Source organism: Pseudomonas sp. W22_MBD1_FP4, from assembly GCF_052113765.1.
Lineage (GTDB): Bacteria > Pseudomonadota > Gammaproteobacteria > Pseudomonadales > Pseudomonadaceae > Aquipseudomonas > Aquipseudomonas sivasensis.
The window spans coordinates 54,540-67,870 of the sequence record NZ_JBGQOI010000001.1 but is presented as its reverse complement, the minus strand read 5'-3'; the positions used below and the strand labels follow the sequence as shown (position 1 = coordinate 67,870).

The following is a 13,331-nucleotide window of genomic DNA, read 5'->3' as shown; positions in this document are numbered from 1 at the left end:
AAACGTCAAACATGGCTCGCACTGCCGGCCAGCGGAATCGAAGAGGTAGGCCATGGCCAAATCAGTACAGGAACGGTCGGCCAAGGCTGCCAGGAAGCGTGTGGCGGCGGCCGAAGAGGAATTGAGGCTCAGGGTTCGCCCCGGCACGCGCCAGGCACTGGCCGACCTGATGGAGTGGTCAGGCATTACTGAGCAGGGCGAGGCCATGACGCTGATGATCCATCACCTGCATGCGCTGGGCGCCAAAGCAGCGATGCCACTGCTGGAGATTCCGGGCCACGAAATCGAGGTATCGCCAATCGTGGCGCAGAAGTTGGATCAGGCCTATCGGCGGGAAGCTTTGCGGATATGCCAGGACGACTGATTATTTTTGGTTGGTTCTTAGATGGTCAAGATACGTGGCAGCCTCGGTTTTCTCTGTAGTCCCAGGCGGACCGTTCTCACTCATGATCCTGGAGTGTGCATCCTCGAAAACCTTTGAAGACGCCGTGCTCATCTGATTATTTTTCAGCAGTGCGATCAGCAGGCTTTCAACTGCGTCTATCTGAGCTTGTTGCAGACTCATAGCTTCTCCTTGATCCGGCTCCATGCCGGTCACCCGTAATACCCCAACCCAAACCAAATTGCCACCACCGGCCACCGGAGGGCGGCGCTTACCCGAGGTAAACGAAATGCCTGTACGCCATAGCGTCATCCACAAGATCGACAAGAAGCCTGACGGCAGCCCGGCCGTTCTGTTCCTCGGCGCCTCCGAGCAGGTGGAAAGCCAGGCCCGAGACGACCTGATGAGCCAGCTCAACGAAAGCTACAACGCAACTGCCGGTAAGGGCTGGGGGTTCTTCCATCAAGAGTCAGGCGCTTACCCACTCAGCGGCTGGCTCAGCAAGTACCTGGCCGGCGTAACCGATTTCCTGGCCTTCAGCACCACCGCCGTCGAGCACCTGACCAAGCTGATGGAAGAGTCGAACCTCACCACCGGTGGGCACGCCCTCTTCTGCCACTACCAGCAAGGCCTGACCGATTACCTGGTCATCGCGCTGGTGCAGGAAACCGAAGCGGTCACCATGACCGAAGAACTGGCCCTGATGACAGTTAATCGCCTGGACCTGGACCATATCCGCCTGGCCGCGCGCATAAACATCAGCGAATGGCAGACCAACAACCAGTCGAAGCAGTACATCTCGTATCTGAAGGGCAAGCAGGGCCGAAAGCTCAACGACTATTTCCGCGACTTCATCGGCTTTCAGGAAGGGATCGACGGCCCGAGCGAAACTCGCACTCTGCTGAAGGCGTTCAGTGACTTCGTGGAAAGCGAGGACATGGCCGAAGAATCGGCCCGCGAGAAGACGCACACCCTGGTCGGCTACTCAATGGCCCAGGCCAAGCTGGGCGAGCCCATCACTCTCGACGAACTGTCGGGCCTGATCGACGAAGACCGGCCGAAGAACTTCTACGACTTTATCAAGGCGAAGGACTACGGGCTTTCCGAGACCCTGCCGCCGGACAAGAAGACGCTCAACAAATTCCGGCGCTTCACCGGCAGGGCTGAAGGTATGTCGATCAGCTTCGAAGCGCACCTTCTGGGCGAAAAGATCGAGTTCGACGAAGCCGGCGGCACGCTAACGCTGCGCAACCTGCCAACGCAACTGGTTGATCAGCTCAAGCGCGCATCAGTCTGAGATCGAAGGTCGCGCCGAACTCTTGAGGGAGTGCGGCACTTACCAGAAGAGCTTTTGAAGGTACTCGGAAGTATACGGTGATCCTCCGGGCCGTTTATTCTTTCTAACTTTCATATTGTTAGCGAGGATAGTTCTTTTCATCGCAGCCTTCACAGCCCTTTCCGGCACTAGCTCAATGCCATCCGCTGCAGGCTCCGACTTCGCCGATTGGGGCCAATGATGAAGCTTGGGTACGTTTAGCTAGTGCCACTCTTATCCCTGATCCAGCTCTATGTCGGCCGCATTTATTATACCTCTCAGCGAACCTCGCCAGACCGTTGATACACTTTAAGGCCTGAACACCATAAAAAACGAAATATCAAAACAGAATGCAACCTTCCACACTCGAACCTATGACTCTGAAAAACCAATTTCCCGATTGAGCTCATCAATCCTGACCTTATAAGCTGCTAAATTCGCTATCCCCATATGCTGAATCCAATAGTCCTCCTGAACAATTTCTTCTAGAACACTCTTAACAGCATCCTTATCTTCATCATCCAAATTTTTGAGGTCTTCCATGCAACTCATCATGTTGCGCATTGAGGAAATAACGCAAATATGCGAGATAACCACAATTTCAGAGCCAATATCTTTTACTGGAAAGTCCTTCAACGCTTCATAGACACTAGCAAATGTAAATAAATTTCGCCCCGACATACGACTTCTCACACTAGGTAATGGAAAATTCTGACCAGCCACGTAACAAAACAACTTACTGTCTTTTAGCGCCCGATCAAGCAAAGTACGATACATATGACAAAGAGAAATACTATCTTTAATCTTATTAAGATTAGCCTTAACCATTTGACGTTGACTAATGGCAAAGGCACCCCAAATAGAAACAATTGACCCGATAGCTTGCACCCAACTAGCAAGCTCACTGCTAGATGGCTTAAAAAGAGCAACTGTGAATATTACTGCAATGACCCACGCGGCATTAGAAATAGAGAGCAAGGGTTTGAATAATTCCTTTCCATAATCGTTCAGCATTTTCCAATCTCATATTTGACATTTATTAAAAATGGTACCTCCATGGCCCAACTCAAGTCCGCACAGCAGAAGAAACACCTATTCGATTTAAAAACCTAACACGGACTTGGGCGCCGGCTAGCTACCATGACTGGAAGGTCAGAGCATGATACCCTTGAACACCATCCTTCTATGGTGATCAAGATAACGGCATTGCTCGGGGTGGAATCTACCAACGTTTTTGTTTGGATCGATGTTCCAAGCTTCCATAACTTTTTCAGCTCCAGGCGCCGTCAGAAAATCACCATTATCGCTGAAGGAAATCCATCCGCGATCAAATAGCTTGTCAATGTGAGGAGCCAACATTAAGCCGTTGTTACCATCCAACCGCTCGTCATTTGCGCAGTCTTTCCATGGTTTTATGTGACTGGCAATTAGAAAGCTCCGGTCACTAACACCCGTCAGACGACACTGCGATTCGATCGCTAAAGCCCGCTGCCGGAAGATGCCCTGCCCTCGGCGAGATCGAATCAATTGCTCCTTTTCTGTCTCTGGGATGTCAACAGCATTCTGAATTTTGTTTTCTGCTATGTCCGCCTCGATTGATAGCTTCAGGTCGCGTATGTTTTGGAGTACATCAGGGCTGTTTTGCTCGGCTATGTCGAGAACCAGCCCCCCTAACCCTGGCGAAATCTCCGCTAGGTAGCAGCCCTGGTTTCCATTCCCGTTGGCTTGTAGGGGAGAGCTCTTCTTGGGCAACAGCGGTTGGATACGATCAATATGAGCTTTTGGAGAAACCGGAAACAACAATGAGGTCCACTCGATGGGGACCAGCCATCCGCGATTAGCCCAGTTGGCTCCTGTTAAACCAAACGCTTCGGGCTTTGCAGCCTCTGAATAGTGCTGTCTGGCAACTCCAACAGCTTTGATCTGCCCATCAGCGTAAGAAACAACAACGTCACCCGGTTTTACCTGGATCAAATTATCGTATGTTCTGTTGCGGGCCCCGTTCTTGTTGGCCTTGGGTGACCAGATATAGCCGCCTTCAAACTCAGATTTGAAAGTCTGCTTGTGGTTTACCCACCAGAAGCGCTGAATTGCGCTTGATGAACTAGCTGACACGCGCAGAAACACAGCAGTTTCATTTGCTCGGTCAATCGACTCACATTCCCATCCAGCAGCGATCCATAGGTGAGCCCAAGTGTGGCTATCTTCTGTACGCGAGTTCGCCCACCAAGCGTCATGATTCCGTGCACTGGGCGGCAGGCCATTGACTAGCGCATCGATCTGACCGAATGGCAGTTCGACAGAGTCCTGGGCCTGGGCTTTCAGATAGTCTGCTAAGGGCGCGTATTTACTCACTGCTCACCTCCTTGTTTGAAGGTGGGAGCATATTGACATCACCTACCAACCGCAACAGCCTCAGCCCGCCGCCAATGGCAGCGCTGGCACCGGCCAACGCCCCCTGACGCTCCGAAGAGCGCCAAGCACGCGCCGCCTAACCCCTTATCAGGTTGTGTTGTTTTGCTGCGAACGTTGAAAGGTTTGGTACGTCACCTGTTGCCCGATTGGTTGCAATCCAAATCCGTGTCGCCTCCAACTCGAGGCTCTGTTTATTTGCATCCAGCTCAGCCAGAAGAGTTCCAGATATCCGATACCGGCCACATCCGTCGCAGTTCCAATCCTGATAATCGCCAAGTGGAGCAATGTCCTCAGCCGGTTCATTGCAAATTCGACATGCCATTTTCTGCACTCCTTGTGAATGACCATTCAACTCTAGCTGATCCCTCACCACACGCCACCGCCCGGGCATGGCCCGGCAAGGACTCACCATGCCTACAGAAAAAAAACTAGCTGATCCTTTTGGACCGCACGGCCGTACCTTTCACATTCACCTGAGCGTGCGCGGGGCAATTCGCGACTTCACCAAGCGCCAGCTCAAAGGTATGTTCCGCGTGGATGGCCGTGAATGCACCGCCGACGAGGCGAAGGATCATCTGCTCGAAGCGCTAGCCCTCGGCAAGGAAGTACTGCCATTCGGGCCGCCGTGTGAAGGCTTTGACTTCGCTAGCAAGGGCTGTCCCGGACACGAAAACCCGCCGCCGGTTATGAATGCCCATGATCTGGTAACGATGGAGGCTTAATGAGCGACTGGGCGAGGATGTGATCAGAGGACCAAGGCGTTGAGTTACTAGCCCAGAGGAAGGGAGTTGTTTAACTCGCAGCTAACTACTTCGGCCCACTGAATCACTGCCCACAGCTTGAAGGGCGCGCTCCAATGACTTGATAGAGCGCCAGCCGGCAATGCACCTCAATAACAAATATCTGAAATGCGTGCGCGACATGTCATTTCTAGCACAACTCTCGATTTCGTCCAGGATCGATTTCAAGTAAACCCCTCCCCCTTCAAAGTCAGCCGCTATAGCGGCAAGGACGAAGTCATGCCTGAAGAAATCAAATTGATCCAGCCAGCCCCGGTCGTGCGCGATGAATACGGGATGTTTGCTCATCCCGATATGCCCGACTTCGACGAGGGCGACGGTGATAAGTGCAAGGCCTGGGTAGCCGCACAGCGCTTGCAGGTGAAGATGGTGAGCCTCGAATACCACAGCGACGAAGCGGTATCTGAGCGCTATTTCGAAGCCGGCCACCCGGACTGCAGCTACTGGGAGCCGGATCGGCCTGATGGCGAAGGCTGGTTCTGCCTGGCCATTCACGACACCGACGACGGTCCTGTCTGCTGGTGGGCGCGCCGAGAGGTTACACCATGATCGCCCCCCTCTGGTTCGCCTACGTCTTCATCTACAAGGGGCCGAGGCCATGAACGATGCACCGAAAAGCATGGGCTTCATGGACCATGGCAAGACGAATTGCGGCCTTCTAGTGATGAGTCGGTGGGACGAACCTGATCGCGATGGAAACGCGAAAGACCTGCAGCGCTTCGTAAAAGACGTTAAGCGCACCGGCCTAAGCCACTCCTGCATTGAGCGCTTCGAGGGCGACCATTTCCCTGAATGGGTTGGTGAGTTGCACTGCGACGACCCGCAATGTCAGTGCCGGCGCTATCTCCGCACCCAGCAAGCCTAACCGCAATCCCCCTACATGCCTGCCGGTGAGCATCAAGGCTGTTTCTTGCCCTTCGCCCATCCACACACCATCAGTACCAAGCCGGATATCCAGAGGGCCGGCGCAGTTATCGCGAGACCGCAGACTGCCAATGGGAGCCCAGTCAAAAACAGCGGGTTTCTAAACGCCTTATCCATTTCGCGTCACCTTTAAGAATTCATTTCATTAAATCACAAGTGCCTGCCGGTGAGTGGCGGGCGCAAGCCTGGACAATAATTATGACCATCACCGCCCCGGTCATCCGGTACCACGGCGCCAAGTTCCGGCTTGCGCCGTGGGTGTTGCAACACTTCCCACCCCACACCTGCTACGTAGAGTCGTTCGGCGGCGCCGCTGGCGTGCTGATGCAAAAGCCTCGGTCGTATGCCGAGGTGTACAACGACCTCGATGGTGACATCGTGAATCTGTTCAGGGTTTTGCAGGATCAAGACTCGCGATCGAAACTTGTCGAGCGCCTGGTATTCACGCCCTACTCCCGCGAAGAGTTCGAACTATCCTGGGAGCCGAGCGCCGAGCCGATCGAGCGTGCAAGGCGGACCATCATCAGGGCGCAAATGGGGTTCGGCTCCGCCGGTGCGACCAAGGGCGTGACCGGCTTCCGCATCGACACCAAACGCCAATACGGCACAGCCCAGTCACTCTGGGCCTCCTATCCGGAGCAACTTGCCGAGGTTGGCCAGAGGCTGAGCGGCGTGCTGATCGAAAACCGGCCCGCGATCGAGGTCATCAAGGCGCACGATGGCCCACTGACACTTCATTACGTCGACCCGCCTTATGTGCATGACACCAGGTACAAAGGCGCATCGAGCGGCCGGTACTACAAACACGAGATGGATGATGCCGCACACCGCGAGCTACTCGGAGTTCTGCTCGAGCTAGAAGGAATGGTCGTGCTGTCGGGATACCCGAGTGACCTGTACGCGGAGCTTCTACCCGGCTGGGCCAGCTACAGCACATCCGCCCGCATCAGCGCCGGGCGCGGCACGGCCAACCGAACTGAATGCATCTGGTTGAACCCCGCCTGTGTCGATCGCGTAAGCCAGATCGGCCTGGACCTCTGCGAAAGAGCATAACCCTAACCCACCTTCTGCCGCCCAGCGCTGCAAGGACACCACATGTTCGCAATCAAACTCACCCTGATCCTGCTGGGCGCTTTGCTGTACCTGGTCGCAACCGGCGCCTGGTTCATTTGGATCGGACCCGACCTGGTTGGCACCAGCACCACAGAGTCGCTGCTCCACACATTCGCCGGCACCTGCGCCTGGCTGCTGATCACCTTCGGCCTGGCAGTTCACATCATCAAGACAGCGCGGCCCACGGCGGGCGGCGGGAGGTAGGTATGGCAGCAGTAGAACAACTAAACGACGGGATCACTGGCGACAAGGTGCCCGAGGCGCAGATGGCCGAGATCCTGGGCACCACCCTTGCGGCCCTGCGCTCCAAACGTGCCAGAAAGCAGATACCTGAAGGTGTCTGGAACACTCATTGCGGCAGGATCATCTACAGCATCAGGAGATATTACGAATGGCTCGAAAGCCAATGGGTTTGCCCGCAGGAATGGACCTCCACCACGGATCGATCCGCATCCGCTTTATGTGGAACGGCAGCCGGCGGAGTGAAACGCTCCCCTATCCCCCGACACAGAAAGGAATCAAGTCTGCCTCACAGGTTGTTGATCAAGTAAAAGGCCTGATTAAGCTGGGGCTGCTCGACGACGATAAGTACGCCGAGCTTTTCCCCAGTTCCAGCAACGTCGCTGGGGGGAAGATCAACTTCGGCGAGTATGCCCAGCTCTGGCTAGACAGTCGTGAGGTGGTCGGTGGAACGAAGGCGAACTACAAGGGTGCACTGAACCGGTACTGGATGCCCGGCCTGGCCCTGGTGCGAATCGACCTGATCACCACTACGCTGCTCCGCCGGGTAATGGCAGCCAGCGAATGGAAGTCCCCCGGGGTGAAGCGCAACGCGATCTCAAAGCTGTCGACCATCCTGAACTCAGCAATGTCCGAAGAGCTTATCCCGAAGAACCCCGCGGCGATCCTGGAGTTACCCAAGCGCAGCAAGAAGGAAATTGACCCGTTCACTTTGGAAGAGGCAAACCTGATCATCGCCAAGATGTACGAGCACGATCACTGGCCCAGCACGATTTATGCGGCTTTTTTTGAGTTTGTGTTTTTTACAGGAATGCGCCTGTCCGAGGCCCTGGCAATGCGCTGGGATGCGGTAGACGAAGAGAAAAGGACGGCCCACGTATGTCGTGGGATCGCCCTGGGGGAAGTGGTAGAGCGTACAAAAACGGGTGGAGACCGCTTTGTTTTGCTGAATGAACGCGCCATGCATGCGCTGAAATTCGCAAGGGAATACGCAGAGCGTCGGAAAAAAGGTAAAGGGAGGGTGCTGGAAACGCCTTTCATTTTCCCGCCGTCAAAGAACTCGGAGTACGTGAAACAGACATCTGACCTGCACAAGCAGTGGATTCCGACCCTGAAGGCTCTGAATATCCGTCGTCGCCCGCCATACAACTGTCGTCACACCTATGCGACAATATGCATTATGTCTGGCATGAACCCCGCCTTCATCTCCCAGCAGCTCGGCCATAGTGTGCAGATGCTGCTCTCGACTTATGCGCGTTGGATCAACTCAAGCTCGGACTGGAGCGAAATGCAAAAGCTCCAGATTGGTCCCAAATTGGTCCCAGTTCAAATAAGCGCACCCTAAGCTATTGATAGGTAAAGTAATTGATCTCCACAGCTAACATCACCATGCAGTTCGGCGCCAAGCCGCTCTTCGAGAACGTCTCGGTCAAGTTCGGCGCCGGCAACCGGTATGGTTTGATCGGTGCCAACGGTTGCGGCAAGTCGACCTTCATGAAAATCCTCGGCGGCGACCTCGATCCGTCGGGCGGCCAGGTCATGCTGGAGCCTAACGTTCGCCTGGGTAAATTGCGCCAGGACCAGTTCGCCTACGAAGAATTCACCGTGCTCGACACCGTGATCATGGGCCACGAGGAGCTGTGGAAGGTCAAGGCCGAGCGCGACCGTATCTACTCGCTGCCGGAAATGAGCGAAGACGACGGCATGGCGGTGGCCGAGCTGGAAACCGAGTTCGCCGAGATGGACGGCTACACCGCCGAATCCCGTGCCGGCGAGCTGCTGCTGGGCCTGGGCATTCCTCTGGAACAACACTTCGGCCCGATGAGCGAAGTGTCCCCTGGCTGGAAACTGCGTGTATTGCTGGCCCAGGCGCTGTTCTCCGATCCTGAAGTGCTGTTGCTCGACGAACCGACCAACCACTTGGACATCAACACCATCCGCTGGCTGGAAAACATCCTGACCCAGCGTAACAGCCTGATGATCATCATCTCTCACGACCGTCACTTCCTGAACAGCGTGTGCACCCACATGGCTGACCTGGACTACGGCGAGCTGCGCCTGTTCCCGGGCAACTACGACGAGTACATGACCGTGGCGACCCAGTCCCGCGAGCAGCTGCTGTCGGACAACGCCAAGAAGAAGGCGCAGATCTCTGAGCTGCAATCCTTCGTCAGCCGCTTCTCGGCCAACGCCTCCAAAGCCAAGCAAGCGACTTCCCGCGCCAAGGCGATCGACAAGATCCAACTCGCTGAGGTCAAGCCTTCGAGCCGGGTGAGCCCGTTCATCCGTTTCGATCAGAACAAGAAACTTCACCGCCAGGCTGTAATGGTCGAAAAAATGGCCAAGGGTTTCGACGGCAAGCCGCTGTTCAAGGATTTCAGCTTCCAGGTTGAAGCGGGAGAGCGTGTTGCGATCATCGGTCCGAACGGTATCGGCAAGACCACCCTGCTGCGCACCCTGGTCAACGAGTTGACCCCGGACGCAGGCTCCATCAAGTGGACCGACGCTGCGGAATTGGGTTACTACGCCCAGGATCACGCTCACGACTTCGAAGACGACGTGACGCTGTTCGACTGGATGGGTCAGTGGACTCAGGGCGAGCAGATGATTCGCGGCACTTTGGGCCGCATGCTGTTCTCCAACGACGAGATCCTCAAGTCGGTCAAGGTAATCTCCGGTGGTGAGCAAGGTCGCATGCTGTTCGGCAAGTTGATCCTGCAAAAGCCGAACGTGCTGATCATGGACGAACCGACCAACCACTTGGACATGGAATCCATCGAAGCGCTGAACCTGGCGCTGGAAAACTACCCGGGCACGCTGATCTTCGTCAGCCACGACCGTGAGTTCGTATCGTCCCTGGCCACCCGCATCATCGAGTTGAGCGCTGACGGCGTGATCGACTTCAGCGGTACTTATGACGACTACCTGCGTAGCCAAGGCGTCGTGTTCTAAATAACGCCCGCTGCACCCAAGAGCCCCGTCCACTGTGACGGGGCTTTTTGCATGTTGTGGCAAGCGGGCCTGTTCGTCAGACCAAGTAGTTAGGCTGCTTCCTTTTACCCCGGGCCCTTGCCATGATGCCCTCACCGCCCGCCCGCGAACGAGTGCCCATGTCTACCGCCACCCCCTCCTCCCTGTCGGTCACCCTGCAGATCGTCTCGATCGTCTTCTATACCTTCATTGCCTTCATCTGCATCGGCCTGCCGATTGCGGTAATCCCAGGCTACGTGCACGAACAATTGGGGTTCAGCGCGGTGGTGGCCGGGATCACTATCGGTTCGCAGTACCTGGCGACCCTGCTTAGCCGCCCCATGGCCGGGCGGATGTCGGACAGCGTTGGTACCAAACGAGCGATTGTGCTGGGGTTGGCGGGCATTCTCGTGAGCGGTGTGCTGACGTTCTTCGCGACGTTGCTGGAAAGTACGCCCAACGTAAGCCTGGGCATTCTGATCGTCGCCCGGCTGCTGTTGGGCGTGGCCCAAGGTCTGATCGGCGTGGGCACCATCAGTTGGTGCATGGGCCAGGTCGGCGCCGAGCATACGGCGCGGTCGATTTCCTGGAACGGCATTGCGTCCTACGGTGCCATCGCCATCGGTGCGCCGCTGGGGGTGGTGATGGTGGCCGAGTATGGCTACAACAGCCTGGGGATCGCCCTGACCGTACTCGCAGCGCTGGGCCTGATGCTGATCCGCAACAAACCGTCGGTGCCGGTGGTGCGCGGCGAGCGCCTGCCATTCTGGGCGGTGTTCGGGCGTATCGCGCCGTTTGGGGTCAGCTTGTGCCTGTCGTCGATTGGCTACGGCACGCTCACTACCTTTATCACCCTCTACTACCTCAATCGTGGCTGGCAAGGCGCGGCGTACTGCCTCACGGTATTTGGCGTGTGCTTTATCCTGTCGCGTCTGGTGTTTATCTCGGCGATCAGTCGTTTTGGCGGGTTCAGCGCCGCCATCGCCTGCATGCTTATCGAGACCCTCGGCCTCACCTTGTTGTGGCTGGCGCCCTCCACCGGTGTGGCGTTGATCGGCGCAGGACTGACGGGCTTTGGTCTGTCGCTTGTGTACCCGGCGCTGGGCGTGGAAGCCATCAAGCAAGTGCCCAACAGCAGCCGTGGCGCGGGATTGAGTGCGTATGCGGTGTTTTTTGACTTGGCCCTGGCGATTGCCGGGCCGTTGATGGGTTTTGTGGCGCTGAACCTGGGGTACGGCTGGATCTTCTTCTTCGCGGCGTTGCTGTCGGTCACGGCGCTGGGCGTGACTTTACTGCTCAAGCGCCGCGCTTACTGATCAGCCGTCTGCAAACCCGCACGGGTGGACGTGCCAAGGGTACGAGTGAAAAAGCGCCCGGCTTCGGAAATCAGATCGCGGTGAATGCCTTCGCGGTCGACGCCATCGGCGTCAGTGCAGATCGCCGGCATGGCGGCCAGTTGGTCACTGTCGCACGGCGCCATGAACACGAAGTGCCCTGCCCCGGCCAGTAGCTTGAAATTCGGCGGCTCAGGCAATTTGCGCGCGAGTGCCGCGGCGTTCTTGTCCACGGCCACCAGCTTGTCGCCGTCGCCGCTGTAGAGCAGCACCGGCACATGCACGTCGGCCAAGGTGTGACGGCCGAACATCAGGCTCAACGGCGCCATTAGCATCAAGGCGTGGATGCGCGGGTCGGATTGGGGCTGTAAGTCGTCACGGTCCACCACCAACTCGCCTTTGGTGGTGCAGGCGTCGCGGTCTTCCGGGCGTTCCTGGCAATAGCGGCGCAGGCGATCGAAATCCGGCTTGGCGCCAGCCAGGATCAACGCGGTTTCGCCACCGGCGGAATAGCCGATCACCCCCACCTGGTTGATGTTGACGAACGGAGACAGCATCGGATCCGCCAGGGTGGCGGTGATCGCTTCGGATATCTGGATCGGCCGCCCGTACAGGTTGCTCAGCGTGCCCAGACGGCTATGGTCCTTGTAGTTGTCGCCAGGATGCAGCACCGCCACCACCACAAAGCCTTTGCGCGCCAGGGACGTGGCCAGGTCGTGCAGGGCCAGCGGCGTGCCGGTGTTGCCATGGGACAACATCAGCATCGGGAAACGGCCGATGGCGATCTTGGAATCTTCGGTGGCGGCGACGTGATAGGCGCCCAACTGCGTGGTGTGCTCAAGGCCGGTTGACGGATAGAACGCCACGGCTTTCATTGGTTGCAAGTCGAGCGGATCGAGAAACGTCATGCGATGAAAGCCGACGCTCCAATGGGGGTGCGGCGCAGGCGCGGCGTGCACTGAAATCAGGCCGCCCAGCAGGGAAAGAACCATAACAGCACAAAGACGCATCATGGGGATGTCCACCTTTGCTGCGTGAGAACCGACATGTCGAATGAAAAGTCCAGGGCATTGACCCCATGCTTGCACAAGCTGGGCCACATCAAAGAAGACAGCGGGTAAACGAAAAAACTCCGTACTCCGGTCGCGTTCAGACGATCAGAATACAGAGTTTAGACACTCGGCTTCAGATTGAAACCGAGAGGAGGCGATATTTACTAAAGCCTTACGCGGCAGCGAACAATTGTTCGTTGATCAGTACGTTAGCGTCGCTCAGGGACTTGCTGCGCACTTCATCACCATAGGCCAGGCCTTCGGCCCGCACGATTTCGATGTTGGTGATGCCGAGGAAGCCGAACAGCAGTTTCAGGTAGCCTTCATGGGCAGCGCCCGACGCTTGACCGGCATGCAGGCCGCCGGCAGTGGAAACGATGATGACTTTCTTGTTGCCGCACAGGCCTTCCGGACCGGCTTCGGTGTAACGGAAAGTCTGACCAGCGACCGCGATACGGTCGATCCAGGCTTTCAGTTGGGTCGGGATAGTGAAGTTGTACATCGGCGCACCGACCACAATGGCGTCGGCAGCGAGGAATTCAGCCAGGGACGAAGCGCTCAGTTCAGCTTCGTGTTTTTGCGCAGCGTCGCGCAGTTCAGCGGCCGTGCCCAACGCACCCAGGGTGGCGCCGGAGAAGTGGTTGATGGCGTCGCTGGCCAGGTCGCGGTAAGTCACTTCCACACTCGGCTCAGCCGCTTGCCAGGCTTTAACCACACCAGCGCTGAGCTGACGGGAAGCCGAGTTGTCGCCGAGGATGCTGGAATCGATATGCAACAGTTTCATGA

General features: G+C 56.8%; 15 protein-coding genes. 10 read left to right on the top strand and 5 right to left on the bottom strand.

Annotated features, from left to right (window positions below):
• Positions 1–52 precede the first annotated feature (52 nt).
• Entirely contained in the window at positions 53–364 is a 312-nt protein-coding gene (locus ACEN2T_RS00320) for a hypothetical protein (protein ID WP_442116053.1), read from the top strand.
• Here the strand turns inward: ACEN2T_RS00320 and ACEN2T_RS00315 are convergent, their stop codons facing one another.
• Positions 365–565: a hypothetical protein gene (locus tag ACEN2T_RS00315; RefSeq protein ID WP_442116052.1), complete on the bottom strand. Its 201-nt coding sequence runs from the start codon at positions 563–565 to the stop codon at positions 365–367.
• 106 nt (positions 566–671) lie between these two features.
• Here ACEN2T_RS00315 and yejK point away from each other — a divergent pair, with 106 nt between their 5' ends.
• A complete protein-coding gene (yejK, locus tag ACEN2T_RS00310) occupies positions 672–1,679 on the top strand; it encodes a nucleoid-associated protein YejK (RefSeq protein ID WP_442116051.1) in 1,008 nt (335 codons plus the stop codon).
• 390 nt (positions 1,680–2,069) lie between these two features.
• On the opposite strand, the gene ACEN2T_RS00305 is transcribed toward yejK, so the two are convergent.
• Together ACEN2T_RS00305 and ACEN2T_RS00300 are read right to left on the bottom strand one after the other, a co-directional pair.
• Complete coding sequence (locus tag ACEN2T_RS00305) at positions 2,070–2,711, bottom strand: hypothetical protein (protein WP_442116050.1); 642 nt, start codon at positions 2,709–2,711, stop codon at positions 2,070–2,072.
• A 138-nt stretch (positions 2,712–2,849) separates the two neighbouring features.
• The gene (locus ACEN2T_RS00300) at positions 2,850–4,052 is read right to left on the bottom strand and encodes an HNH endonuclease (protein WP_442116049.1); all 1,203 of its coding nucleotides are present in this window, start codon (positions 4,050–4,052) and stop codon (positions 2,850–2,852) included.
• Positions 4,053–4,522: 470 nt separating this feature from the next.
• On the opposite strand from ACEN2T_RS00300, the gene ACEN2T_RS00295 reads away from it, so the two are divergent.
• From ACEN2T_RS00295 to ACEN2T_RS00260, 8 genes are all read left to right on the top strand, one after another.
• Positions 4,523–4,834 (top strand): hypothetical protein, encoded by a 312-nt coding sequence (locus tag ACEN2T_RS00295; protein WP_181640101.1) that lies wholly within the window; start codon positions 4,523–4,525, stop codon positions 4,832–4,834.
• A 297-nt stretch (positions 4,835–5,131) separates the two neighbouring features.
• Positions 5,132–5,461, top strand: coding sequence for a hypothetical protein (locus tag ACEN2T_RS00290; RefSeq protein ID WP_442116048.1), 330 nt, complete (start codon positions 5,132–5,134; stop codon positions 5,459–5,461).
• Between the two features lie 49 nt (positions 5,462–5,510).
• Positions 5,511–5,777 carry a hypothetical protein gene (locus tag ACEN2T_RS00285; RefSeq protein ID WP_179179115.1) on the top strand — a complete coding sequence of 89 codons (267 nt, stop codon included), beginning with the start codon at positions 5,511–5,513 and terminating at the stop codon, positions 5,775–5,777.
• Positions 5,778–6,034: 257 nt separating this feature from the next.
• A complete protein-coding gene (locus ACEN2T_RS00280) occupies positions 6,035–6,889 on the top strand; it encodes a DNA adenine methylase (protein WP_442116047.1) in 855 nt (284 codons plus the stop codon).
• Between the two features lie 42 nt (positions 6,890–6,931).
• Complete coding sequence (locus ACEN2T_RS00275) at positions 6,932–7,153, top strand: hypothetical protein (protein WP_442116046.1); 222 nt, start codon at positions 6,932–6,934, stop codon at positions 7,151–7,153.
• A 187-nt stretch (positions 7,154–7,340) separates the two neighbouring features.
• A complete protein-coding gene (locus ACEN2T_RS00270; protein ID WP_099602841.1) occupies positions 7,341–8,534 on the top strand; it encodes a tyrosine-type recombinase/integrase in 1,194 nt (397 codons plus the stop codon).
• A gap of 20 nt (positions 8,535–8,554) precedes the next feature.
• Positions 8,555–10,141 carry an ABC-F family ATPase gene (locus ACEN2T_RS00265; protein ID WP_081797888.1) on the top strand — a complete coding sequence of 529 codons (1,587 nt, stop codon included), beginning with the start codon at positions 8,555–8,557 and terminating at the stop codon, positions 10,139–10,141.
• A 158-nt stretch (positions 10,142–10,299) separates the two neighbouring features.
• The gene (locus ACEN2T_RS00260) at positions 10,300–11,475 is read left to right on the top strand and encodes an MFS transporter (RefSeq protein WP_442116045.1); all 1,176 of its coding nucleotides are present in this window, start codon (positions 10,300–10,302) and stop codon (positions 11,473–11,475) included.
• Here the strand turns inward: ACEN2T_RS00260 and ACEN2T_RS00255 are convergent.
• Positions 11,469–12,506: an alpha/beta hydrolase family protein gene (locus ACEN2T_RS00255; RefSeq protein WP_032891141.1), complete on the bottom strand. Its 1,038-nt coding sequence runs from the start codon at positions 12,504–12,506 to the stop codon at positions 11,469–11,471. The genes ACEN2T_RS00260 and ACEN2T_RS00255 overlap by 7 nt on opposite strands.
• 211 nt (positions 12,507–12,717) lie before the next feature.
• Positions 12,718–13,329, bottom strand: coding sequence for an FMN-dependent NADH-azoreductase (locus ACEN2T_RS00250; RefSeq protein WP_032891140.1), 612 nt, complete (start codon positions 13,327–13,329; stop codon positions 12,718–12,720).
• Positions 13,330–13,331 lie beyond the last annotated feature (2 nt).